We start from the raw sequence: 22,993 nt of genomic DNA, 5'->3' as shown, positions 1-22,993 counted from the left end.
ATTGGTGTACGAACTCGGATGGGATCCTCATGAACTCTCAAGCCCTGCTGTCGGCCCTCGGCGGCGGCGCCTTGATCGGCGCGGCCGCCTGTGGCCTTCTCTATTTCAATGGCCGGCTGGCAGGGGTCAGCAACATACTGGCGGGAATGCTATGGCCCGCCTCGGTAGACTGGGCTTGGCGATGTGCCTTCGTGCTGGGGCTGGTGGTCGCCGGCGTGCTGCTGCTCGGCGTCTACCCGGAGGCTTTCGACACGGCTCCGAGGCCGCTGTGGGCGCTGGGTATCGGCGGCTTTCTGGTCGGCCTGGGGGCACAGATCAGCAACGGCTGCACCAGCGGGCACGGCGTCTGCGGGCTCGGCCGCCGGTCCATGCGCTCCGTGATCGCCGTGCTGACCTTCATGGGCACTGGCATGGCAACCGTGCTCCTTTTCAACCGCCTCAGCGGAGGTTGAGCCGGGATGCCCATTTTCAGTGCTTTCCTTTGGGGCGTGATCTTCGCAACGGGGCTGGGGCTGGCCGGCATGACCCGCCCAGGAAAAATCCTGGCCTTCCTGGACGTCGGCGGAAACTGGGACCCGTCGCTGATGCTGGTGATGGGAGGAGCAGTGGGCCTGACCTTCGTCTCGTTTCCGCGGATTCTGCGACGGGAGCGCCCTGTCCTGGGAGATCGCTTCGATCTTCCGGTCCGGAAACACATCGACGGCCGCCTCGTGGGAGGTGCCGCGATCTTCGGCGTGGGCTGGGGGCTGTCCGGTTATTGTCCCGGACCTGCCGTGGTTTCCCTCGTCACGGCGGATGCCGGCGTGTGGGTTTTCCTGGCCTGCATGTTGGGGGGGATAGTGGTGGGCCGCCGGGTCGGCGCCAGACAGACCATCCTGCCAGGAGCAGTCGAATCCGCCGCCATCGAAGCCGCCCCCCGATTGCCCGGTCCGAGTGACGGCCTCTGATCATTCCCTCGACGAAAAACCCGGCCACGAGGGCAGGGTCTTTTCGTCCGCCCATAGAGGAAACACCGATCAGACGATTTCGCGTGCCCGCTCGAACGCGGCCCGGAAGTCGAAGAAGACCGGACTTTCCGATTTCAACAGCAGCGCCAGCAGGTGATTCTGCAACTGGTATTTCACGTTGCCGACGGCAAGGGCTCCCACCCCGACGGCACCGGGACTGTTGACCGCATGCACCAGCGGTTCGCCGTTGTGCTTCAGCTTGATCCCCTCGATGCCGAGCGGTGGCACCGCGTTGACGTCACCGGCGACTTTGAGGCGTTTGGCATCGGCCAGTACCGACGCGTTGAGCACTTCGACACCGGCCTTGGCGGTGCAGAACACCACGTCGGCATTCGACAAGAGGCGCGCCTTGTCGGCTTCCGAACCGGCGAAGGTACCGTGCAGGCGGGCACCGCAGCGCCGGTTGTATTCGTCGGCCTTGGCCAGTGCGGTTTCGACGTTGAACGGGTCGACGAGGGTCACGTCCGCCCCGGCCAGCGACGCGATGACGCCGGTGGCGATGCCCACCGGCCCCGTGCCGCCGAACACCACCGCACGCTGGCCCGCCAGCTCTGCGCCATGCTTCAGCTTGAGCTGCTTTTCCACCAGCGCCACCAGCGCCGCCGCGGTGGTGAATCCGCCGCTGGGATCGGCCAGCACCGACACTTCGAACGGCGGCACCATCGCGCCTTTGGCGGTTTCCAGCATGGTGAGCGCGACCGCCAGATCGCGCCCGCCGATGAAGATTCCGGTGCGTTTCACGCCCGCCGGACCGCGCGAGAAAATCGCATCCTGCACCAGGCCATGTACCTCTTCCGCCTTGACGTTGCTGTAGGGCACGATGACCTCGAAACCGGCGTCGACCGCCATGTTGATATCGAAGGGGCTCACATGCGGCATGGGGTCGAACATGTGGAGGACGGCGCGTTTTTCCATTCTGGGTGGGTCTCGGAAAAAATCGGTAAGTAAAGAAGGCGTCGGGCCGCGCCCTGCGAAAATTCCGACCGGCGCGGCTTAGGGCTGGACCTCAGCCACCGCGGACGACTTCGCGGGCAATCTCGAAAGCCTCGTTGAATGCCAGATAGACCGGCTTGTCGGTGTTGCGCATCCGCAGCAGCAGCCGGTGCTGGGCCTGGTATTTGACATTGCCGATGGCCAGGGCGCCGATGCCGATGGCCCCGCTCGGCGAACCTTCGATCGGCGTGCCTTTGTGATGGGGATCCAAGCCGGCGATGCCGGACGGCGGCACGGCGTTGACGTCGGCGGCCACCTTGAGCCGGGGTGATGCCGCCAGCAGCTCGGCGCTCAGCACCTGGATGCCGGCGGCGGCGGTCGCGAATACCACATCGGCGGTCTTGAGCAGTTCGCCCTTGTTGGCATCGGCATCGCCCTCGATGGCGGTCTGGCCTTCGCCGAATTCGGCATTGCACAGCTCGGCCACTTTCTGGGCCTTTTCGAGCTGGCGTCCGATGATCTTGACCTGGGCGCCGGCACGGGCCGCCAGCACGGCGGCGATCTGGCCGACCGGACCGGTGCCGCCCAGTGCCAGCACCGACTTGCCTTCGAGACCGGTCTGGTAATGCTTCCGCAGCTCGCCCTCGGCCATTGCGACCATCGCCGCGGCGGTCGTGAAGGCGCCGCTCGGATCGGCGAAAGCGGAAATCTCGAACGGCGGAACCATCGACTTCCGGGCGGTGCGCAGCATGGCCATGGCTGTCCCGACATCACGTCCGCCGATGAAGACGGCGGTGCGCTTCACGCCGGCGGGGCTGCGCGAGAAGATCGCATCCTGTACCAGGGCGGTGATTTCCCCCGGCTCCAGGTTCGTATAGGGCACGAGGGACAACCAGCCGGCGTCGAGCGCCATGTTCGCATCGAACGGGCTCAGATTCTTTTCCGGCGTGAACATGTGCAGGATATAAGGCTTTTCCACGGCGCGCTCCTCGAGTTCGGCCAGTCGTTACAGGGTCGGCGAAGTATACGGACGCGATGGAACGATGGCAAACCGCGGCGACCGCGCTCGGCGCGGCAGTCCCTTCCTGCCAGACGCTCCCTCAGCCGCCGTTCAGCAAGGCGGCGTGTGCCGCCGCCAGCCGGGCGACAGGCACCCGCGGCGCCGAACAGGAGACGTAGCTGAGGCCGATGCCGTCGCAGAAACGGATGGAGCCGGGATGCCCGCCGTGCTCCCCACAGATGCCGATTTCGAGGTCCGGACGGACGCTGCGTCCCTTTTCCACCGCCATCCGCATCATGGCACCGACACCGACGACGTCGAGCACTTCGAACGGATTGTCCTTGAGGATGCCGCTGCCGATGTACTGAGGGAGGAACTTGTTTTCCGCATCCTCGCGCGAGAACGACCAGGTCGCCTGGGTCAGGTCGTTGGTCCCGAAGGAGAAGAATTCCGCGGTCCGCGCCAACCCATCGGCGCTCACACAGGCGCGCACGGTTTCCACCATGCTGCCGAACTTGAAATCGAGCCGGACGCCGTGGCTGGCTTCGATTTCCTGCCGCAGGCGATCGACCATCGCCCGGACACGCTCCAATTCCGCGCCGTCGACGACCTGGGGCACCATGATCTCCGGGGCGGCGGCCACGCCGGCCTTGACGCACTCCGCCGCGGCCTCGAGCACGGCGCGGATCTGCATCTCGTAGATTTCGGGGAAGGTGATCCCGAGTCGCACCCCACGGTGCCCCAGCATCGGGTTGATCTCGTGCAGTTCTCGGACCTTGGCCAGCAGCCGTTCCTTGCGGGCGATGACGGCAGCCACGGCATCCTCGCCGACGCCGTCTGCCTCGACTGCCTGACCCAGCGCGCTCAAAGCCGCCGCCCGCCCTTTCGCGACCCGCCGGAATTGCCGCAGCGCATCGATCTCGTCCGCCAGGGAATGCTCGTCTGGAAGGAATTCGTGGATGGGCGGGTCCAGCAGCCGGACGGTGACGGGGTAGGGAGCCATCAGGGTGAAAATCGCCTGGAAGTCGCAGCGCTGCATCGGCAACAGCTTGTCCAGTGCAGCCTTGCGTTCCTCCACGTCGGGCGCCAGGATCATCTCCACCACCACCGGGAGCCGGTCGCTGGCGTTGAACATGCGTTCGGTACGGCACAGCCCGATGCCCACGGCACCGAATTCGCGCGCCTCCTTCGCCGCTTCCGGCGTGTCGGCATTGGCCTTGACCTTGAGATGCGCGGCTTCGTCGGCCCAGGACAGCAGTGTCCTGAGGTGTTCGGAGAAGGTCGGCGCGATCGTCGGGATCGCGCCGAGATAGACGCGGCCGGTGCTGCCGTCGATGGTGATGATGTCACCTTCGTGCAACGTGACCTCTCCCACCGTTGCCAGCCGCGCCCGGCTGTCCACCCTGATGCCTTCGGCACCGGCCACGCAGGCCTTGCCCATGCCGCGGGCGACCACGGCGGCATGCGAGGTCTTGCCGCCGCGACTGGTGAGGATTCCCTGGGCCGCGAAGAAGCCGTGGATGTCTTCCGGCTTGGTCTCCTCACGCACCAGGATGACCTTTTCACCGGCCCGTCCCAACAGTTCGGCCTGATCCGCATCGAACACGCAACGGCCGCTGGCGGCGCCGGGCGAGGCAGGCAGCCCCTGCGCCAGCGGCGTGGGGTTGTGCGAGGTGTCGAGGCAGGGATGGAGCAACTGTTCCAGATGGGCGGGGTTGACCCGCAGGAGTGCCTGATCCCGCGTGATCAGCCCTTCCCGGCACATCTCGACCGAGGTGCGCACCATCGCCTGGGCGTTCATCTTGCCGTTGCGCGTCTGCAGGCAGTACAAGACCCCTTTCTCGATGGTGTACTCGAAGTCCTGCACCTCGTGGTAATGGGCTTCGAGCTTGTCGCGCAGTTCCACCAGTTGGGCGTAAAGCGCCGGCATTTCGGTTGCCATCTCGTGCACGGGCTTGGGCGTGCGGATTCCGGCTACCACATCCTCACCCTGGGCGTTGACCAGATACTCGCCGAACATCTCGTTCTCACCGGTACCCGGATTGCGGGTGAAGCCGACACCGGTGGCGGAGTCGTCGCCCATGTTGCCGAACACCATGGTCACCACGTTCACCGCCGTGCCGTTGGCCTGGTCGGGCGTGATGTGGAATTCGCGGCGGTAATCCACCGCGCGTTTTCCCATCCAGGAGTCGAATACCGCCCGGATCGCGATCTCGAGCTGCTCGTAGACGTCTTCGGGGAAGGGTTTGCCGGTATGGCGGCGCACGACGGCGAGGAAACGTTCGCCGATGTCGGCGAGATGGATGGCGCTCAGGCCGATGTCGGCGGCGACCCCGGCCTGGTGCTTGATGGCTTCGAATTCGGCGTCGAACAGCTCGTCGGGAACACCGAGGGCAACCTTGCCGAACAACTGGATGAACCGCCGGTAGGCATCGTGACCGAAGCGCTCATTGCCGGTCTGCCGGATCAACCCCTGGAGTGTATCGTGGTTGAGGCCGAGGTTGAGAATGGTATCCATCATGCCCGGCATGGACAGGGCCGAACCGGAACGCACCGAGACCAAAAGCGGATTGGCGGGATCGCCGAAGCGCTTGCCGGTAGCCTGTTCGAGCCGGGCCATGTGCTCCCGGACTTCGTCCATCAAGCCGGCCGGCAGCTTCTTGTCTGCCAGGTATTCGAGGCAGGCTTCCGTGGTAATAACGAAACCCGGCGGCACGTTGAGCCCGATCTGCGTCATTTCGCAGAGGTTGGCCCCCTTGCCGCCGAGCAGGCGTTTGTTCTTGCCGTCGCCTTCGGAGAAGGCGTAGACACGCTTCTTCATCGTCATGATGGTCTCCTCGAACTATCGCGTTCGCCGCTTGTCACCGCAGGATCAGAGCCGGTTCCGGTCCCTCTTTCGTGCATTCAGCCGTTCCAGCAGGCGCAACTGGGCCAGGGCCTTGAGCAATTCCAGATAGGCGCGGTCACGCTCGCCGGGAATCCGGTTCTCGCGGAGCATCCGCTCGGCGTTGCGCTTGGCCGCCAGGGCCGCTTCCCGGTCGATCTCTTGGGAGCGGAGCACCTGGTCGGCCAGGATGCTGACCTCCCACTGCTGCACCTCCATGTAGCCCCCCGAGAGGTAGAAATACTGGTCTTCGCCTGCCTCGGTCCTGAGCCTTATCTCGCCGGGCCGGAGCCGGGTCAGGAACGGCGTATGACGGGGCAGGACGCCGACCTCACCGTCCACGGCCGGCGCGACCACCCGGCTACAACGCCCGGAAAATATCTCCCGGCAGACGTCGACGATCTCGACCGTTAGCAGACGGGATGCGGTCTGTCCCACCGCCTGGCTCACGAGGCTTCCCGCTGACCGAGATCGAAGACTTCGAAGCCGAACTGCCGTACCGCCACGAGTACGGTCGGCAGAGCGTTACCGGCTGGCAGATGGTCGGTGTTGAGCACGAGATCGAAATTGACGGCGTGTTCCAGGGAACACGCGTCATACAGATCGCTGAACAGCGTCTGGACCGACTTGTGCCGTTTGTTGTTGGTCTCGAACACCAGTCGCTCGGCCTCGGCCTGGCCGATGCCCAGTTCGGCCGCGATGCGTTCGCCACAGACCGCACGCGACCCGACCACGCGCAGACGGAATACCTTGCGACCCGCCAGGATCAGGTGGGCGCCGCGCCCGACGATGATGCAATCGCTCCTCGCCAGCTCGGTCACCACTTCGATCAGCGCCCGCCGGTAGTCGTGACGGGTGGCCGCCGTACCGAACATCAAGTTGTAGAGCAGGTCGCTGATGCGCTCGGCGCTATCCTCATCATGATGCTCGAAATGGCTTTTGTCGATCCGGGTCTTGTCGGCGACCCGGTCAAGAATCTCCCTGTCGTAGATCGGCAGGTCCAGAAAATGGGCCAGATCCGCAGCCAGCGCTTCGCCGCCGGCGCCGAAATCGCGGGACAGGGTGATGACCAGGGGTTCGGCGCGCTTGCGGGGCCGACGCCGATGGTATTCGGCCTCAAAGTCCTTGGCCAGGAACGATTCGAGAAATTCGAGCGTATCGGAACTGGTCATGGGCACCTTCTGCCAGCGCGAGATCCGGTGGCGCCGGGACGGCTGGACCCGGCCCTGAATTGTGGTGTGTTTTCCCTTTCCTGTCGAGGCACAGAGGGATGACAAACCGCAGGAAACCGGGCGGATCAGCCGCCCGTCAGAGCCCGGAGCCGGCTAGCGAGGACAGCCGCAGCCTGGCCGCGATGGCTCAGGCGGTTTTTGTCCTCCGGTGGGAGTTCGGCGGCCGAAAGACCCGTTCCCGGCACGATAAACACCGGATCGTAACCGAAGCCGCCGCTACCCCGGCGGTTCTCGCCGATCCAGCCTTCCCAGCACCCTTCGGCAACGAGGGGATCGGTATCTTCCGCATCGCGGACGAACACCATGACGCAGCGGAAACGCGCACGGCGGCACCCAGCCTCGACGCCGTCCAAAGCGGCCAGCAGTCTGTCGATGTTGTCATCGTCGGAGGCCGCTGGGCCGGCATAGCGCGCCGAATGGACCCCGGGTTCACCGCCCAGCGCATCGACCTCCAGTCCGGAATCGTCGGCGATGGCGGGCAATCCGCTGTGTCTGGCCGCGTGGTACGCCTTGATCAACGCATTTTCGACGAAGCTGGCGCCGGTTTCCTCGGCCTCCGGGATCCCCAGCGCCCCCTGGGGGATGATCTCGAAGCCCGACGTCGAAATCAGCGCCTGGAGTTCCCGCACCTTGCCCGCGTTGTTACTGGCGAGGACCAGTTTGCGCCGCATGACCGGCCTAGCTTTTGATGCCACAGCCATCCAACGCCTCCTGCTGGTGCAGCAGGAGATCGGCGATGCCGGCCTCGGCGAGCCGCAGCATGGCATCCAGCTCGTCGCGGCGGAACGCATGGCCTTCGGCCGTGCCCTGGATTTCGATGAAGGCGCCGGCGTCGTTCATGACCACGTTCATGTCTGTTTCGGCGTCGCAGTCCTCGGCGTAGTCCAGGTCGAGGACGGGAACCCCCTGGCAGATGCCGACGGAGACCGAAGCGATCTGACCGTGCACCGGATTGGTCTTGATCTTGCGGCTCTTCAGCAGCCGCTGCACGGCCAGCACCAGAGCCACGTAGCCGCCGGTGATCGATGCGGTGCGGGTGCCACCGTCGGCCTGGATGACGTCGCAGTCGAGGGTGACGGTGCGCTCGCCCAGGGCTTCCAGGTTCAACGCGGCGCGCAGGGAGCGGCCGATCAGGCGCTGGATCTCCATGGTCCGCCCCCCCTGCTTGCCGCGGGCGGCCTCACGGCCGGTACGCTCGTGGGTGGCACGCGGCAGCATGCCGTATTCGGCGGTGATCCAGCCGCTGCCTTTGCCTTTGAGGAAAGGCGGAACCCGCTCCTCCACGCTCGCGGTGCAGATGACGCGGGTATCGCCGAATTCGACGAGCACCGAGCCTTCGGCGTGCTTGGTGTAGTTGCAGGTGAAGGCGATGCGACGGAGTTGATCGGGACGGCGTCCGCTGGGTCTCATATGGGCTTGCTTATCCGATGAAAAGCGCGTCAGTATACTCGAATTGCCGCTGCGGCGCCGACCCGCTTTCACCATGAAATTCAAGCATATCCTGTACATCGCCGGCTTCGGGATCCTCGCCCTCGCGACCTATGCCGGCACCCGCCTGGAAAAGGCGGCGGCCTCGCTCCCTGCCACCGGCGGCGAGAGCGTACTGCCGGGGCTCACCCGGCCCGCCACCGTCGAATTCGATCGGCTCGGCATCCCGCGGGTGATGGCGGCGAACCGGGAAGACGCCCTGCGCGCGCTGGGCTATCTGCATGCGCGCGACCGGTTGTTCCAGATGGATCTGATGCGGCGCAAAGCTGCGGGCCGGCTGGCCGAAATCTTCGGAGAACGGGCCCGGGCGCACGACCGCGCGCAACGGATCTACGCCTTCGGGGGCGCCGCCGCGGCCATCGTCGCAGCGCTTCCGGAATCCCAGCGGCTGGCGCTCGAGGCCTACGTCGCCGGCGTCAACGCCCGCATGGCCGAACAGACCGTACCGCCCCCGGAAATACTGGTCCTTGGCTATACCCCGGAACCCTGGCGGGCGGAAGACAGCCTGCTGGTCGGCCTCGGCATGTTCCAGACCCTCAACGGCCATCCCGACGAAGAACGCATGCTCAGTGTAATGGCCGAGACCTTGCCGCCGGAAGTCCTCGCCTTCCTGACGCCGGACGTCGACGCCTACACCACGGTCCTCGCCGGCGGGAACGGCTCGCGGCGCCCCGAACGGCCGGTACCCGCGGCTGCGCTGGCAGAGCTGCTCGCCGAAACCCGGCATCTCACGCTGGGCGCCGCGGTCGATGCCGAAACCCTTCCCGCCGGCTCCAACAACTGGGCGGTCGCCGGCACCCGGACCCGGGATGGACGGGCGATCGTCGCCAACGACATGCATCTGAACCTGGGCGTACCCAACATCTGGTACCGGGCCGAACTGCGCTATGGCGAAGCCGTGATGAGCGGCGTGACCCTGCCCGGCCTGCCGCTGCTGGTGGCCGGCAGCAACGGCCGGATCGCCTGGGGCTTCACCAACGTCGACGCGGACGTGCTCGACCTCGTGAAACTGGAAATGCACGCCTTCGAACCGGATCGCTACCGCACACCCGAAGGCTGGGCGACACTGGACACGCGTACCGAAACCTTGCGCGTGAAAGACGGCGTGGACGAAACCCTGGTCCTCAAATCCAGCCGCTGGGGGCCGGTCATGACCGAGCCGCTGCTGGGCATGCCGGTGGCGTTGCGCTGGACCGCGCTCGAGACCCAGGGGGTCGATCTCGGCCTGCTGGAGATGGACGGCGCCCGCGATCTGGATTCGGCCATGGCGGTCATGAACCGTGCCGGCAACCCGCCGCAGAACGTGGTGCTGGCCGACCGGGCGGGTCACATCGCCTGGACCCTCACCGGCCGGTTTCCGCTGCGGCGCGGCTTCGACGGCTCGGTGAGCCGGAGTTGGAGCGACGGCGCCGCCTGGGACGGTTTCGTTCCGCCCGAACGGCTGCCGCGGGTGGTCGATCCCCCCGGGGGATACCTCGCCACGGCCAACAACCGTACACTCGGGCGCGATTATCCCTATGTCATCGGCCACAACTATTCCAACAGTTACCGCGCCTACCGTATCGGCGAAAGACTGAAGCAGGCACAGGCACTGACCGAAACCGAGTTGTTCGGCTTGCAGCTCGATACCCGCAGTGAGTTCTTCGATTTCTACCGCGACCTGGTCCTGGCATTGACGGCGAACGCCAACGATCCGGTGCTCACCGAAAGCCGGCGGGCGGTGGAAGCCTGGGATGGACGGATGGAGACGGACAGCCGTGGCATCGCGCTGCTGGTACGTTACCGGCGCAATCTCGCCCGCACGGTATTCTCCCGCCTGCTGAGCCGCTGCAACCAGACCGACCCCGGCTTCGTCTATGCCTGGCGCGAAGCGGAGACGCCGCTGCGTGCACTGATTTCCTCGCGTCTGCCGGGCACCGTTCCGGACCGCAGTGGCTCCTGGGACGCGTTTCTGCGCGGTATTCTGGAACAGAGCATAGACGAACTGAAAAGGGAATTCGGTACCGCCGCACTTCAAGACCTGACCTGGGGCCGGGTCAACCGGGTGGAGGTCCGGCATCCGTTCAGCAAGAACCTGCCGTTGATATCCGCGCTGCTGGACATGCCGCAAGTGGAGGGTGTCGGCTGCGGCGGCCAATGCATCCGGGTGCTGACACCCCATCAGGGAGCGAGCGAGCGGCTGGTGGTATCGCCCGGCCATCATGGTGACGGCATCCTGCACATGCCGGCCGGCCAGTCCGGTCATCCTCTATCCCCGCACTACCGCGATCAGCACGATGCCTGGGCCACCGGCCAACCCCTGCCTTTCGAACCCGGCCCGCCCGTGGAAACGCTGCGACTCAAGCCAGCACTCTGACGCCTGGTGCCAGCGAGGGGTTTCACGTGATCCTCATGCAGGGCATAGTACGCGGACATTGAATGGAGCTTTGAGGAGACATCATGATCCGCAGCATGACGGCTTTCGGGACCGCGCAAGGGACGGTGGGCAACTGGCGGGTGAGCTGGGACCTGCGTGCCGTCAATCATCGCTATCTCGATGTCGGCCTGCGCCTGCCGGATCCCCTGCGCGGCCTGGAACTGGCGGTGCGCAACAGGATAGGCGAGTCGTTCAAGCGGGGGCGGGTGGACTGCACCCTGACGTGGAAACCCTCGGCGCCGGAAGCCGGCCCGACATGTATCGACACCGCGCTGGTACGCGGCCTGCTCGGTGCGCTGCGAAACGTCGAAGCGCTGGAAGACCGCTGCTGGGCCGGCCTGAGCGCCATCGAACTGCTGCGCTGGCCGGGCGTCATGCAGGAAAGCGAGCCGGACCTCGCCACGCTCGAACCTGGGCTCCTCGCCGTGCTCGACCGGGCGCTGGCCGAGGCGCGGGCGTTCCGTGAGCGCGAGGGTGCCCAGATCGCCGCGTTGCTGGACCTGCGCTGTGCCGACATCCAGCGCGCGGTCGGCGCGGTACGGGAGCGCCTGCCGGCGATTCTCGCCGGTATCCGGAACAAGCTGAGGGCGCGGCTGGCCGAACTGGCCGCCGAGCCCGATGCCGCCCGCCTCGAACAGGAACTGGTCTACCTCGCGCAGAAGATGGACGTCGCCGAAGAGCTGGATCGACTGACCGCGCATACCACTGAAATGCGGCACATCCTCACCCAACGGGAACCCGCGGGGCGCCGCCTGGATTTCCTGATCCAGGAAATGAACCGCGAGGCCAACACGCTGGCGTCCAAGTCGGCCGATCTGGAGACCACCCGCGCGGCCGTGGACATCAAGGTACTGATCGAGCAGATGCGCGAACAGGTCCAGAATGTGGAGTGACTGCCTTCGCAAGGGCGCGCGGGGGCGATCACTGCATCGTATCGCCCTGCTCCGGCCGATCGGCACGGAACGTCCGGGGAGTATCACCGAAGCGCCGCCGGAACAGCCGGTTGAAATAGGTGAAATCGTTGAATCCCGTGGCGAATGCGATGTCGCCGATGCGCAGACCATCGCATCCCGGGTCTTCGAGCATGCGTTTCGCCCGCTCCAGCCGCAAACGGTTGACCATTTCGGTGAAACTCTCTCCGCTCTCCGCCATCAGACGGTGCAGGTAGCTTTCGGAGATCCCCAACGCGGCCGCGGCCGTTTTCACTGAAAGACGTTCGTCCCGGTAGTGCTGCTCCAGATATCTCACCAATGCCGCACGCCGTGCGGCGCGCAGCCCGCCCCGCTGGAACTGTGATTCCGGATCGCGCCCGGGCTCCAGCGTCAGGGCAACGAGATCCAGCAGGTGCTCGCCGGCGAGTCTGCGCAGGTCGGGTGACCGCAAGGCCGCATCATGACCCGCCACGAGGTCCAGATACTGCACCAGAAGATTCAACGGCTCGCCGCCAGCGCAGACTTCGGCCAAATGGCGTTCGGCATCCGGGACGCGCTGCAGCAGTTCTTTCCTCGGCAAATGCAGCGAATAACACTGGTAATGGGCGCTTCCCGGCATCTGTGGAGTGGAAAGGGTATAGGGCTGGCCGCCGGCCAAAAGCAGCCCCCCCGCACCGCGCACTTCGGCATGGCATCCCGCCTGAACCGCACGGACGCCCCCCGACAGACTGAGGTGAAACCCGAAGTCGTCCGACTCCTGCTGACGAACCCTACGTGGGGTGCGACTGAAATCCAGCCCGTTCAGCTCGCTGCGGATGACCTCTACGGCTCCGAGATTCACGAAACGGCAGCGGGCGAAAAATGGCCGGGAGTCGGAATGCGCGATGTCCAACCCCCACATCTTCGAACAGAACATCTCCCGCCACACTTCGAAACGATCGCATTCGGCGATGGCATCGGAATCGAACGTCAGCTCAGTGATCATGGCCGAAACCTCCTTGGGTGGACAACATCCGCAGCCCCTGTCCGCGCTGCGTCATGCCTCGAACGGACCGAAAGTCGGGACAGACCCGGCCGGAGGATGTCTGCTTTTCGCCAGAACGGGCGACGTCCGGGCATATCCCATGTTTCAGAGTAAAGAATAGTCCTATTCGAATACGTTATTGTCCAAGAACGAAGACGGATGATTTGCTAGGGTTTCCAAAAATGGGATGCCAAGGGCAAGTTATGTCGCCGCGCCTCCCGCCACCACGCGACACGCCCCCTTCAACTCCGCCATCCATCCATGTCCAGAAAGAGATCACGCGCGACGATGAACATCGAAAAGCAAAGCGAGCCCCAGACCCAAAAGGCAGAAACTCGGCATGTCGAGCGGTATGGACATCGGCGACGGCGGCACGGCGGCACCCCTACGATGTTCCCCATGATCCGGGAATACATCCGGGACCAGCATGGGAAAGTCCGGTTCGAAAGGCTGCGGCAGGCGGAAAACCATCTGCTGCGTTTCATCGAGATCGCCGGCGACAGGCCGCTCCCGGAATACCTGAGCGCCGACGTCACGGCCTTCGCGAAAGAACTGTCAGAAAGGCGGCGCCTCTCCGCTTCCACGGTCAACGGCCACCTCAGCTCCCTCTCCGCTTTGTTCAACTGGGCGCTCGCTCAGGGGCACCCAGGCCTGATGGAGAATCCCTGCAGCGGCTGCAAATTGCCGACGGGCACGGTGGCGGCGGAGCAGCGCCAGCAGCCGGCAGACAAGCCGTTGACCCTGGAACAGTTGCGGGCTTTTTTCGAAGGCGAAGAGACCGCTGCCGATTTCGACACCCCCTATAAATACTGGGTTCCTCTGATTCAGCTGCACACCGGCGCACGCATCGGCGAAATCTGCCAGCTCGAACCCAAGGACATCACCCTGATCGGCGAGCGGATTCCGGCGTTCCGGTTCGTGGCGTCGACCGCCCGGGGAAAATCCGAACGCCGGGTACCGGTGCACCCCAAACTGATCGAGCTGGGTCTTTTGGCCTACGTCGACGGACTCGACGGCCTCGACACGCTGTGGCCGGGCCTGATCATCCCCCGGCTGGGCAGCAAAGGACAGAATATGGGGATGTGGCTGAGCAGACACCTGGAACGACATGGCCTGAAACGGAGCGGGCGGCGAACCGAGGCTTTCCGCGCGACTTTTCAGCATTACCTGAGACTGGCCGGTGCTCCGGAACTCCATATCAATGCCCTGCTCGGGCACATGGAACGCAAGAGCGCCGGCGCGACGAGAGAACCCCTGTGGCAGACCCAACCGGAGACTTTGCTCAATTCTCTCGCCAGGCTGGATTACGGAATCAAGTTCAGTGCCTACGTCGGCCCCGGCCCCACCGGGCTCAAGTGAAGAGCCGCCCCGCCCCCGAGGGGCGGCGGGGCACGCCTGCACTACACGTCCAGATTCGCCACCTGCAGCGCGTTGCGCTCGATGAACTCTCGCCGCGGCTCGACCTGATCCCCCATCAGGGTGGTGAACACCTCGTCGGCAGCGATGGCATCCTCGATGCGGACCTGCAGCAGGCGACGCGTGTTGGCATCCAGGGTCGTTTCCCAAAGCTGTTCCGGATTCATCTCCCCCAATCCCTTGTAGCGCTGAATGTGCTGTCCCTTCTTGGCCTCAGTCAGCATCCAGTCAAACAACTCCTTGAATGACCGCACCGGCCGGCGTTCGTCGTTGAAACAGACTGTGCTGGTGTCGCCGAACAAACCCGCCACACGCTGGCCGAAGGCACTCAATACGGCATAGTCATTGCCACCGAAGAATCCCGCTCCGACTTCAAAAGTCCGCTCGACCCCGTGCAGACGGCGGTCCACCTGCACCGTGAAGTCTCCCGGAGCGTCCCCGGACCGGACCGCGACGACATAGTGCGCCGGCCCTTCTGCATTCAGGATCCGCTCGACCTCCGCGAACCATTCGCGGCGCAGGGCTTCATCTTCGAGCTCTGCGGCGGACAGAGGCGGCAACACCGTCAGTGCCTCGAGGAAGGCCTCATCATAGCGGTGGGCAAGTCGGCCGATCAGCTTCCTGACGTGCAGGTACTCGTGCGACAGCTTTTCCAGCCCTTGCCCCTGGATGGGTGGGGACTGGTCGTCGACGACCAGCCGGGTCTTGTCTATGGCGAGCTGCAGCAGGTATTCGTTGAGTTCGGCGTCGTCCTTGACATAGTGCTCCTGGCGCCCTTTCTTGACCTTGTAAAGGGGTGGCTGTGCGATGTAGACATGGCCGCGGTCGACCAGCTCCGGCATCTGGCGGTAGAAAAAGGTCAGGAGGAGAGTGCGTATGTGCGAACCGTCGACGTCGGCATCGGTCATGATGATGATGCGGTGGTAGCGCAGCTTGTCCGGGTTGTATTCCTCCCGGCCGATGCCGCACCCCAAGGCGGTGATGAGAGTTCCGACTTCTTCCGACGACAGCATCTTGTCGAACCGCGCCCGTTCGACGTTCAGGATCTTGCCTTTGAGCGGAAGAATGGCCTGGCTGCGCCGGTCACGTCCCTGTTTGGCGGAACCGCCGGCGGAATCGCCCTCGACGATGAACAGCTCAGAAAGTGCCGGGTCCTTCTCCTGGCAGTCCGCCAGCTTGCCTGGCAGACCCGCGATATCCAGCGCGGACTTGCGGCGTGTCATTTCCCTGGCCTTCCGGGCCGCCTCCCGGGCGCGGGCCGCATCGACGACCTTGTTGGCAATGGTCCGGGCAATCGACGGATTCTCCAGCAGGAAGTCGTTCAGCTTCTCCGCCATGACCGATTCGACCACGGATTTCACTTCCGATGACACCAGTTTTTCTTTGGTCTGGGAAGAGAACTTGGGGTCCGGCACCTTCACCGACAACACCGCAGTCAGTCCTTCGCGGGCATCGTCGCCGACGGTGGCGACCTTCTGCTTCTTCAGCAGCCCCTGTTCTTCGATGTACTGGTTTACGGTACGTGTGAGGGCGGCGCGGAAACCGGCCAGATGCGTCCCCCCGTCGCGCTGGGGAATGTTGTTGGTGTAGCAGAAAACGTTTTCCTGATAAGAATCGTTCCACTGCATGGCGATCTCGACGCCGACGCCATCCCGTTCAGCCTGGAGATGGAATACCTTGTCGAACAGCGGTGTCTTGTTCTTGTTCAGGTGCTCGACGAAAGCCCGGATGCCGCCCTCGAACTCGAACACCTCGTTCTTTCCACTGCGCTTATCCTCCAGCTCGATCCGCACGCCGGAATTGAGGAAGGACAGCTCTCTCAGGCGCTTGGCAAGGATCTCGTAGTGAAACTCTATATTGGAAAAAATCTGGGGACTGGGCTTGAACCGCACCGTCGTTCCCGTCGTATCGGCCGGCCCGACCTCCGCCAAGGGCGCCAGAGGCTCCCCGTCCCGATATTCCTGCCGGTAACGCCTCCCCCCCCGGCAGATCTCCAGCCAGAGCCTTTCGGACAATGCGTTGACCACGGAAACGCCCACGCCGTGCAACCCTCCCGACACCTTGTATGCGTTGTCGTCGAACTTGCCCCCGGCATGGAGCACGGTCATGATCACTTCGGCGGCCGAACGCCCCTCTTCGGGATGGATATCGACAGGAATGCCGCGACCATCATCGGAGACCGTGACCGATTCATCCTCGTGGACCGTCACGCAGATACGTTTGCAGTAGCCGGCCATGGCTTCGTCGATCGAGTTGTCCACGACCTCGAAGACCATGTGATGCAACCCCGTCCCGTCATCGGTGTCGCCGATGTACATGCCCGGACGCTTGCGCACCGCGTCGAGCCCTTTGAGAATCTTGATGTGGGAGCTGTCGTATTCGTTAGGCTTGGTAGTCATTCGATTGAGTCATTTAATCGTGAAAGTCGCTCAACCTTGCTCACCCGCTCCCTTGGGAGCGGGCGGGGCGAGGGGAAACGAGCATGGCGTGAAGGTCGCTTTCGTAAAGCGGGAAAGCGGGTCGCCGGGATCGTCTCATTCTCATGAGCCAGTGCGGATGCGACCTTGTTCCACGTGGAACACCCTGGCGGTCCGGCCGACCACGGCCGCCACCCCCTGAGTGGCGCCGGAAAAAGTAACGAAGGACTGCAAGCCGGTCGACTTGACCAGGCTCAGCAGCCGCTCCTGGTTGCGGGAATCCAGTTCCGAAGCAATGTCATCGACCAGAAGGCAGACCCGACCCGGCTGATCCGCTTCCAGCAGGCCGGCTTGCGCCAGCAAAAGCGCATAGGTCAGGAGCTTCAGCTGGCCCCGCGACAAATAGTCCCTGGCCGGCCGCCCCCCGACCAGCACCGCGAAATCCCCTTTTTGGGGGCCCGGCTCCGTATAGCCCAACCGCCGGTCCGTCGGCTGGGATGCGGCGAGGGCGTCCGCATAGGACCATCCCGCTCTCCACCCCGGACGAACCACCAGTTCGACATCCGTCCGGCCGAGCAATGCGGACACCATTTCCACGAAATGCATCCGAATCCGATCGAGGTAGGACGATCGCAGTTCGGCGATCATTGTACCCCATCGTGCCAGCTCTCCTGACCATGCCGCCAGACTCGAGCCAGGCGCCTCGCCCCGGAGCACCGCATTGCGCTGCTCGAGTGTGCGCGAAAAGCGGCGCAGCAGATCGAGATAGCCCTGTTCCACGTGGAACACCCCCCAATCGAGCATCTGCCTTCGCCATCGAGGCGGCCCCTCGAGCAGTGCAACGCTGGCAGGATGGATCAAGACAGCAGGAAAAAGGCGGATCAATTGCGCACTGGAATCACAGCTCCGCCCCCCGACACGGACTTCCTTCTCGCTGCGACCGAGGCGAACGCCCACCGCAATACCCGCTCCCGGCCGCCCGATACTACCGGAAACCGTAAGACACGGCCGATCGAAACGGATGATCCGGCCGGACTGCGGGGAGCGAAAGGATTTGCCCCGACTGAGAAGATAAATCGCCTCAAGCAGCGAAGTCTTGCCGCTGCCGTTGGCTCCGAACAGCAGATTGAGCCCCTCGCCGGGACTCAGGCTGGCGGATTCGATATTGCGGACATCGGCAATGTCGAGCTTCAGCAGCGCCATACGGTGCCGGCGGTTCCGACTCCTTTGCTCCTCAAGGCCGGATATTCCGGCATCAGAGACGCATCGGCATCACAATGAAGCGGTACCTGGAATCCGACAAATCTTCTATCAGGCAACTGCCATTGGCATCGGTAAAGGACATGCGCACCGCATCCGAAGCCACCGCGTTGATCGCATCGAGCAGATAGGAGGCATTGAAACCCACCGCGAAGGCCTCGCCGGACACGTCGGCAGGCACCTCGTCTTCCGCCTCTTCATGCTCTGGATTCTGCGCCCTGAGACGGATGAGCCCCTCTCCGATTTCCAGGCTGACGCCCTTGAACTTCTCGTTGGACAGCACGGCGACCCGCGTCAGTGCACCGCGCAGTTCATGGCGGTCGACCACGACGACCCGGCAAGCCGTCTTTGGAATCACACGCTCATAATCCGGATATCGACCCTCGACCAGCTTCACGGCGAAACTGAATGTGCCGAACAGGATCCTGACGTTATTCGCCGATATCCGCACGTTCGCCGAGCCTTCCACGCGAGCCAGAAGACGCCCCAGCTCCAGAACCCCCTTTCGGGGAATGATGATCTGCCTGGCGACGTCCGGCATTCCGTCCACCGCCTCCTCGAACAGCGCCAGCCGATGGCCATCGGACGCCACAGCCCGTATCCGACCCTGCCGGATTTCCAGGAGCAGACCATTCAGATAATAGCGCACGTCCTGCTGAGCCATGGCGAAAGCCGTCTTCTCGATGGCCCGCCGCAGCAACTGCGCCTCGCAGTCGAACACCGCCTCCGGATCGCCATGCTCGAAGTTGGGATAGTTCTCCGCCGGCAGTGCACCCAAAATGAAACGGCTCTTGCCGCATTGCAGCGATACTCGCTCCGACTTCACGTCGAATGCTAGCTCCCCACCCTCCGGCAGGAGCCTGCAGATGTCCATAAGTTTGCGCGCAGGCACGGTGAAACGCCCGGATTCCTTACCTTCCATGTCGGTATTTGCAACCAGCTGAACCTCCAGATCGGTCCCGGCCAGTTCCATCCGTCCGGCCTCCACCTCGATCAGCACGTTCGAAAGGATCGGCAGCGTCTGGCGCCGCTCGATGACACCGATGACCTGCTGCAGCGGCAATAACAAATCTTCCCGCAAGATACGGAATTTCATGGCTCGAGCCCTTGGCGAAAGAAACGGGGTGTCAGTTGGAGAGAATACGCAGAAGATTGGAAAAATCCTCCATGAATCTGGCATCGCTCTCCTTGAGCTCCTGTACTTTCCGGCAGGCATGCAGCACCGTGGTGTGATCCCGCCCACCGAACATCTGACCGATCTCCGGCAGGCTATGGCTGGTCAGCTCCTTGGACAAAGCCATGGCGATCTGGCGTGGCCGGGTGAGCGAACGCGTGCGTTTGTTCGACAACAGGTCGGCCTGACGGATCTTGAAATACTCCGAGACCGTTTTCTGGATGTTTTCCACGTTGATCATCCGGTCCTGCAGCGCGATCAGGTCGCGCAAGGCCTCCTTGGCAAACTCCAGGGTGATCGGCCGCCCGGTGAACTGCGCGTTGGCGATGACGCGACGAAGCGCGCCCTCCAGCTCACGGATATTGGAGCGAATACGCTTGCCGATGAAAAATGCCACTTCCGGCGACAGGTCGATGCCGGACTGCTGGGCCTTGCTCATGAGAATGGCGACCCGCGTCTCCAGATCGGGCGGTTCGATGGCCACCGGCAATCCCCAGCCAAACCGCGATTTGAGCCGCTCTTCCAGGCCCTTGATCTCTTTGGGGTAGCGGTCACAGGTAAGCACCACCTGATGCTTGTTTTCCAGCAGGGTGTTGAATGTGTGGAAAAACTCCTCCTGCGAGCGTTCCTTGCCTGCGAAAAACTGGATGTCGTCGATCAGCAGGGCATCGACGGTACGGTAAAACTCCTTGAAGGCGTTGATCGCATTATGCTGCAGCGCCTTCACCATATCGGAAACGAAGCGCTCGGAATGCAGATAAACGATGTTGGCCGCCGGATTTCCGCGGAGAATTTCGTTGCCGATGGCGTGCATCAAATGGGTCTTACCCAGACCGACGCCACCGTAAATGAACAGCGGATTGTAGGCGCGCCCCACGTTCTGCGCCACCTGCAGCGAGGCAGCCTTCGCCAGCTGGTTGGACTTGCCTTCGACGAAATTACCGAAAATGAAGGCGCTGTTCAGGTTGTTAGGCACCTGTTTGCGTGCCGGAGCGGTCTTGCGGGGGGGATTCGCCGACCTCATCTGGGCCGCCTCGGCGGCGCGCGAACCGATCTCCAGCACGACGTTGGGGGCGGAGTCGCGGTTCTGCTCGGACACGACCTCCTCGATCTTACCGATGAAATGCTGCTTCACCCAGTCGAGAACGAACCGGTTCGGCGCCAGAAGACGCAACTCCCCGCCGTCCTCCACCGCCTGCAACGGCCTGATCCAGGTGTTGAACTGTTGCGGAGGAAGTTCGCCTTCAAGCTTGCTGATGCAATGACTCCAAAGCACGCTCATCGGGGATATCCTTAGGGAAACTGGTAGGGGCGGGCCGCCCCGGAAGGGGGGGTTATTCTACCGGAAAATGGCCCCTTACCAGATTCTTGACGGCGAACGTACCACATCTTATAGTTGCGCTCTTTTTCTTTTTGCCGCTGCTCGGCATCAAGCAGGACCGATCATGAAAAGAACCTATCAACCAAGCAAGATCAAGCGCGTGCGCACCCACGGCTTCCGCGCCCGCATGAAGACCCGCGGCGGCCGCGCCGTCCTCAGCGCCCGGCGCGCGAAAGGGCGCAGAAAGCTCTCGGTCTGATGGAACGGCCCGTTCCCGGCCAAGGGTACGGGTTTCCCAGATCCCACCGATTGGCCAGCCCCGTCGAGTTCCGTTTCGTATTCGAAGACGCCTGCCGCTCCTCGGATTCGTGGCTCACGGTGCTGGCCCGCCCCAACAGCCTGGCCCATCCACGGTTGGGCTTGGCGCTCTCCCGGAAGCAGATTCGAAAAGCGGTCGATCGCAACCGGATCAAGCGACTGGTTCGCGAATCGTTCCGTCTTCGCCAGGCACAGCTCGGCACCATCGATTATGTCGTCATGGCCCGCACCCCGGCAACCAGCGTGAATTCCGCCGTCCTGCTGCGCGCCCTGGAAAAACACTGGCTCATACTGACCCGACGATGCAGCGGCTCCTCATCACCCTGATCAGGCTCTACCAATACCTGCTCAGCCCCTGGCTCGGCCATCACTGCCGTTTCTTCCCCACTTGCTCGAACTATGCCATGGACGCCATCGGACGCTTTGGCGCGATGCGCGGAGCATACCTTACAATACGGCGGCTCATGAGATGCCACCCCTGGCATCCTGGCGGCATCGATCCGGTCCCGGAAAAACTTGGAAAACAATAATGGATAACCTACGGTTTGTGCTTTTCGTCTTTTTCATATTCCTGAGCTTCCTGCTATGGGAGCAGTGGCAGATCGACTACGGCCCGAAGCCCCAAGCCGTGGCCCAGACCGACGGCGCCTCCCGCCCGGCAGGCGATCTGCCGCAACGGCCCAGCGACGACGAGAGCGACGTAACGGTGCACACTGAAGCACCGACGCAGGAAGGCAGTCGGCGCATCCGGGTCCACACCGACGTCCTCAGCCTCGAAATCGACACCCGCGGTGGCGACCTGCGCCAACTCGACCTGCTCAACTACCCCGTCAGCAAGGAGCAGCCGGACCGGCCCGTGCGCCTCCTGACCGACCAGGGCGACATCTTCGTCGCCCAGAGCGGCTTCATCGGTGCCGCCCAGCAGGTCCCCAACCATCACAGCCTCTGGCAGGCCGAAGCCGGCGAGTACCGCCTACAAGATGGCCAGGACATCCTACGCGTACCCCTCACCTGGAGCGACGGCCAGGGCGTGACGGTGACCAAGACATACATCCTCCGGCGCGGCAGCTATCTGATCGACATGGAACAGACGATCGACAACCGCTCGAACACCAACTGGACGGGCCGCCAGTACATGCAACTCCAGCGCAAGGAACCAACCAGTGCGCAGGAAGACTCTCAATTCATCCGTACCTACACCGGCGGTGTCCTGCACACTGAGGACAAAAGCTACGAGAAGATCGCCTTCAAGGACATGGCGAGCGGCAACCTGGACGCGAAATCCCGCCAGGGCTGGATCGCCATGATCCAGCATTACTTCCTCGCCGCCTGGGTTCCTCCCGCGGAAGACGAATCGACCTTCTACACCAAGGCGCTGGCCGACCGCGTTTTCGTGATCGGCGCCTACTCGCCCCCGGCCGAGGTCCCGGCAGGCAGCAGCCAGACACTCAAAGCCCGGCTGTTCGCCGGCCCCAAGCTGCAGCACGTGCTGGAAGGCATTGCCCCCGGCCTCGAGCTGACCGCCGACTTCGGCATCCTGACCGTCATCGCCAAGCCCATCTACTGGCTGCTGGAAACATTCCACGGCTTTTTCAACAACTGGGGCTGGGCCATCATTTTCGTGACACTGGTCATCAAGGCGCTGTTCTTCAAGCTCTCCGAAGCCAGCTACCGTTCCATGGCCAACATGCGGAAGCTGCAACCCAAGCTGGTGGAATTGAAGGAGCGCTATGGCGAGGATCGCCAGCGCTACAACCAGGCGATGATGGAACTCTACCGCAAGGAGAAGGTCAACCCACTCGGCGGCTGCCTCCCGATCCTGGTTCAGATCCCGGTATTCATCTCGCTGTACTGGGTGCTGGTCGAAAGCGTGGATCTGCGCCAAGCGCCGTTCCTGCTCTGGCTGGACGATCTTTCGTCCAAAGACCCGTACTTCGTCCTGCCGCTCATCATGGGTGTTTCCATGTTCATCCAGCAGCGCCTGAACCCGCCGCCTACCGACCCGATCCAGGCACGGGTGATGCAGTTCTTTCCACTGGTCTTCACGGTGTTCTTCCTCTTCTTCCCCTCGGGGCTGGTGCTGTACTGGGTGGTCAACAACATTCTCTCGATCATCCAACAGTGGTACATCACCCGCCAGATCGAGAAAAACACCGCCAGGGCCTAGTCCT

21 protein-coding genes are annotated in these 22,993 nt (G+C 63.6%); 9 read left to right on the top strand and 12 right to left on the bottom strand.

Translation table 11 applies throughout. The annotated features are described in order from the left end of the window. The first annotated feature begins 29 nt into the window (after positions 1 to 29). Both ACSHWJ_RS08280 and ACSHWJ_RS08275 read left to right on the top strand, forming a co-directional pair. Entirely contained in the window at positions 30 to 452 is a 423-nt protein-coding gene (locus tag ACSHWJ_RS08280; protein ID WP_432539624.1) for a YeeE/YedE family protein, read from the top strand. A 6-nt stretch (positions 453 to 458) separates the two neighbouring features. After that, positions 459 to 947 carry a DUF6691 family protein gene (locus ACSHWJ_RS08275; protein ID WP_218800676.1) on the top strand — a complete coding sequence of 163 codons (489 nt, stop codon included), beginning with the start codon at positions 459 to 461 and terminating at the stop codon, positions 945 to 947. A 69-nt stretch (positions 948 to 1,016) separates the two neighbouring features. Here the strand turns inward: ACSHWJ_RS08275 and ACSHWJ_RS08270 are convergent, their stop codons facing one another. The 7 genes from ACSHWJ_RS08270 to rph form a co-directional block, all read right to left on the bottom strand. Continuing rightward, complete coding sequence (locus tag ACSHWJ_RS08270) at positions 1,017 to 1,922, bottom strand: NAD(P)-dependent methylenetetrahydromethanopterin dehydrogenase (RefSeq protein ID WP_010962206.1); 906 nt, start codon at positions 1,920 to 1,922, stop codon at positions 1,017 to 1,019. 91 nt (positions 1,923 to 2,013) lie between these two features. Further along, complete coding sequence (locus tag ACSHWJ_RS08265; protein ID WP_432539623.1) at positions 2,014 to 2,919, bottom strand: NADP-dependent methylenetetrahydromethanopterin/methylenetetrahydrofolate dehydrogenase; 906 nt, start codon at positions 2,917 to 2,919, stop codon at positions 2,014 to 2,016. Positions 2,920 to 3,040: 121 nt separating this feature from the next. Further along, a complete protein-coding gene (gene ppdK / locus ACSHWJ_RS08260; protein ID WP_432539622.1) occupies positions 3,041 to 5,767 on the bottom strand; it encodes a pyruvate, phosphate dikinase in 2,727 nt (908 codons plus the stop codon). A 45-nt stretch (positions 5,768 to 5,812) separates the two neighbouring features. After that, entirely contained in the window at positions 5,813 to 6,274 is a 462-nt protein-coding gene (locus tag ACSHWJ_RS08255; RefSeq protein ID WP_432539621.1) for a F0F1 ATP synthase subunit epsilon, read from the bottom strand. Then, positions 6,271 to 6,996 (bottom strand): cytidylate kinase-like family protein, encoded by a 726-nt coding sequence (locus tag ACSHWJ_RS08250; protein WP_432539620.1) that lies wholly within the window; start codon positions 6,994 to 6,996, stop codon positions 6,271 to 6,273. Before ACSHWJ_RS08250 ends, ACSHWJ_RS08255 begins: the two co-directional genes overlap by 4 nt. Positions 6,997 to 7,121: 125 nt before the next feature. Continuing rightward, positions 7,122 to 7,727: an RdgB/HAM1 family non-canonical purine NTP pyrophosphatase gene (gene rdgB / locus ACSHWJ_RS08245; protein ID WP_432539652.1), complete on the bottom strand. Its 606-nt coding sequence runs from the start codon at positions 7,725 to 7,727 to the stop codon at positions 7,122 to 7,124. A gap of 7 nt (positions 7,728 to 7,734) precedes the next feature. Further along, positions 7,735 to 8,466, bottom strand: coding sequence for a ribonuclease PH (rph, locus tag ACSHWJ_RS08240; RefSeq protein ID WP_010962212.1), 732 nt, complete (start codon positions 8,464 to 8,466; stop codon positions 7,735 to 7,737). 73 nt (positions 8,467 to 8,539) lie between these two features. On the opposite strand from rph, the gene ACSHWJ_RS08235 reads away from it, so the two are divergent. Then, complete coding sequence (locus ACSHWJ_RS08235; RefSeq protein ID WP_432539619.1) at positions 8,540 to 10,900, top strand: penicillin acylase family protein; 2,361 nt, start codon at positions 8,540 to 8,542, stop codon at positions 10,898 to 10,900. An 83-nt stretch (positions 10,901 to 10,983) separates the two neighbouring features. Continuing rightward, positions 10,984 to 11,853: a YicC/YloC family endoribonuclease gene (locus tag ACSHWJ_RS08230; RefSeq protein ID WP_017364406.1), complete on the top strand. Its 870-nt coding sequence runs from the start codon at positions 10,984 to 10,986 to the stop codon at positions 11,851 to 11,853. 28 nt (positions 11,854 to 11,881) lie between these two features. Here ACSHWJ_RS08230 and ACSHWJ_RS08225 read toward each other — a convergent pair whose 3' ends face one another. Then, a complete protein-coding gene (locus tag ACSHWJ_RS08225) occupies positions 11,882 to 12,877 on the bottom strand; it encodes an AraC family transcriptional regulator (protein ID WP_432539618.1) in 996 nt (331 codons plus the stop codon). A 438-nt stretch (positions 12,878 to 13,315) separates the two neighbouring features. On the opposite strand from ACSHWJ_RS08225, the gene ACSHWJ_RS08220 reads away from it, so the two are divergent. Further along, positions 13,316 to 14,275 carry a phage integrase N-terminal SAM-like domain-containing protein gene (locus ACSHWJ_RS08220; RefSeq protein WP_432539617.1) on the top strand — a complete coding sequence of 320 codons (960 nt, stop codon included), beginning with the start codon at positions 13,316 to 13,318 and terminating at the stop codon, positions 14,273 to 14,275. Positions 14,276 to 14,316: 41 nt separating this feature from the next. Here ACSHWJ_RS08220 and gyrB read toward each other — a convergent pair whose 3' ends face one another. The 4 genes from gyrB to dnaA all read right to left on the bottom strand — a co-directional run bounded on the left by gyrB (position 14,317) and on the right by dnaA (position 20,465). Further along, positions 14,317 to 16,731 carry a DNA topoisomerase (ATP-hydrolyzing) subunit B gene (gene gyrB, locus ACSHWJ_RS08215; protein WP_432539616.1) on the bottom strand — a complete coding sequence of 805 codons (2,415 nt, stop codon included), beginning with the start codon at positions 16,729 to 16,731 and terminating at the stop codon, positions 14,317 to 14,319. Between the two features lie 141 nt (positions 16,732 to 16,872). Further along, entirely contained in the window at positions 16,873 to 17,952 is a 1,080-nt protein-coding gene (recF, locus tag ACSHWJ_RS08210; RefSeq protein ID WP_432539615.1) for a DNA replication/repair protein RecF, read from the bottom strand. Positions 17,953 to 18,004: 52 nt separating this feature from the next. Beyond that, on the bottom strand, positions 18,005 to 19,105 hold the full coding sequence (gene dnaN, locus ACSHWJ_RS08205) for a DNA polymerase III subunit beta (protein ID WP_432539614.1): 1,101 nt from the start codon (positions 19,103 to 19,105) through the stop codon (positions 18,005 to 18,007). 31 nt (positions 19,106 to 19,136) lie between these two features. After that, positions 19,137 to 20,465 (bottom strand): chromosomal replication initiator protein DnaA, encoded by a 1,329-nt coding sequence (dnaA, locus tag ACSHWJ_RS08200; RefSeq protein ID WP_010962221.1) that lies wholly within the window; start codon positions 20,463 to 20,465, stop codon positions 19,137 to 19,139. A gap of 163 nt (positions 20,466 to 20,628) precedes the next feature. On the opposite strand from dnaA, the gene rpmH reads away from it, so the two are divergent. From rpmH to yidC, 4 genes are read left to right on the top strand one after another with little or no spacing between them, the layout of a single operon-like run. Then, positions 20,629 to 20,763 (top strand): 50S ribosomal protein L34, encoded by a 135-nt coding sequence (gene rpmH, locus ACSHWJ_RS08195; RefSeq protein ID WP_010962222.1) that lies wholly within the window; start codon positions 20,629 to 20,631, stop codon positions 20,761 to 20,763. Beyond that, positions 20,763 to 21,149 carry a ribonuclease P protein component gene (gene rnpA, locus ACSHWJ_RS08190; protein ID WP_010962223.1) on the top strand — a complete coding sequence of 129 codons (387 nt, stop codon included), beginning with the start codon at positions 20,763 to 20,765 and terminating at the stop codon, positions 21,147 to 21,149. Before rpmH ends, rnpA begins: the two co-directional genes overlap by 1 nt. After that, positions 21,125 to 21,352 (top strand): membrane protein insertion efficiency factor YidD, encoded by a 228-nt coding sequence (gene yidD / locus ACSHWJ_RS08185; protein WP_010962224.1) that lies wholly within the window; start codon positions 21,125 to 21,127, stop codon positions 21,350 to 21,352. The genes rnpA and yidD overlap by 25 nt, the downstream gene beginning before the upstream one ends. Next, positions 21,352 to 22,989: a membrane protein insertase YidC gene (gene yidC, locus ACSHWJ_RS08180; RefSeq protein WP_010962225.1), complete on the top strand. Its 1,638-nt coding sequence runs from the start codon at positions 21,352 to 21,354 to the stop codon at positions 22,987 to 22,989. The genes yidD and yidC overlap by 1 nt, the downstream gene beginning before the upstream one ends. Positions 22,990 to 22,993: the final 4 nt, after the last annotated feature.

Origin of the sequence: Methylococcus sp. S1M, assembly GCF_051295855.1 — a bacterium.
Taxonomy (GTDB): domain Bacteria; phylum Pseudomonadota; class Gammaproteobacteria; order Methylococcales; family Methylococcaceae; genus Methylococcus; species Methylococcus capsulatus.
Note: the sequence above shows the minus strand (reverse complement) of the source record. Positions and strands in the feature narration are given on the sequence as shown.

Bases quoted from the DNA above. Each gene is read 5' to 3' on its own strand.
- ACSHWJ_RS08280 (WP_432539624.1), top strand. From the start codon at position 30: ATGAACTCTCAAGCCCTGCTGTCGGCCCTCGGCGGCGGCGCCTTGATC.
- ACSHWJ_RS08275 (WP_218800676.1), top strand. From the start codon at position 459: ATGCCCATTTTCAGTGCTTTCCTTTGGGGCGTGATCTTCGCAACGGGG.
- ACSHWJ_RS08270 (WP_010962206.1), bottom strand. From the start codon at position 1,922: ATGGAAAAACGCGCCGTCCTCCACATGTTCGACCCCATGCCGCATGTG.
- ppdK (WP_432539622.1), bottom strand. From the start codon at position 5,767: ATGACGATGAAGAAGCGTGTCTACGCCTTCTCCGAAGGCGACGGCAAG.
- ACSHWJ_RS08250 (WP_432539620.1), bottom strand. From the start codon at position 6,996: ATGACCAGTTCCGATACGCTCGAATTTCTCGAATCGTTCCTGGCCAAG.
- rdgB (WP_432539652.1), bottom strand. From the start codon at position 7,727: ATGCGGCGCAAACTGGTCCTCGCCAGTAACAACGCGGGCAAGGTGCGG.
- rph (WP_010962212.1), bottom strand. From the start codon at position 8,466: ATGAGACCCAGCGGACGCCGTCCCGATCAACTCCGTCGCATCGCCTTC.
- ACSHWJ_RS08235 (WP_432539619.1), top strand. From the start codon at position 8,540: ATGAAATTCAAGCATATCCTGTACATCGCCGGCTTCGGGATCCTCGCC.
- ACSHWJ_RS08230 (WP_017364406.1), top strand. From the start codon at position 10,984: ATGATCCGCAGCATGACGGCTTTCGGGACCGCGCAAGGGACGGTGGGC.
- ACSHWJ_RS08225 (WP_432539618.1), bottom strand. From the start codon at position 12,877: ATGATCACTGAGCTGACGTTCGATTCCGATGCCATCGCCGAATGCGAT.
- ACSHWJ_RS08220 (WP_432539617.1), top strand. From the start codon at position 13,316: ATGATCCGGGAATACATCCGGGACCAGCATGGGAAAGTCCGGTTCGAA.
- gyrB (WP_432539616.1), bottom strand. From the start codon at position 16,731: ATGACTACCAAGCCTAACGAATACGACAGCTCCCACATCAAGATTCTC.
- recF (WP_432539615.1), bottom strand. From the start codon at position 17,952: ATGGCGCTGCTGAAGCTCGACATTGCCGATGTCCGCAATATCGAATCC.
- dnaN (WP_432539614.1), bottom strand. From the start codon at position 19,105: ATGAAATTCCGTATCTTGCGGGAAGATTTGTTATTGCCGCTGCAGCAG.
- dnaA (WP_010962221.1), bottom strand. From the start codon at position 20,465: ATGAGCGTGCTTTGGAGTCATTGCATCAGCAAGCTTGAAGGCGAACTT.
- rpmH (WP_010962222.1), top strand. From the start codon at position 20,629: ATGAAAAGAACCTATCAACCAAGCAAGATCAAGCGCGTGCGCACCCAC.
- rnpA (WP_010962223.1), top strand. From the start codon at position 20,763: ATGGAACGGCCCGTTCCCGGCCAAGGGTACGGGTTTCCCAGATCCCAC.
- yidD (WP_010962224.1), top strand. From the start codon at position 21,125: ATGCAGCGGCTCCTCATCACCCTGATCAGGCTCTACCAATACCTGCTC.
- yidC (WP_010962225.1), top strand. From the start codon at position 21,352: ATGGATAACCTACGGTTTGTGCTTTTCGTCTTTTTCATATTCCTGAGC.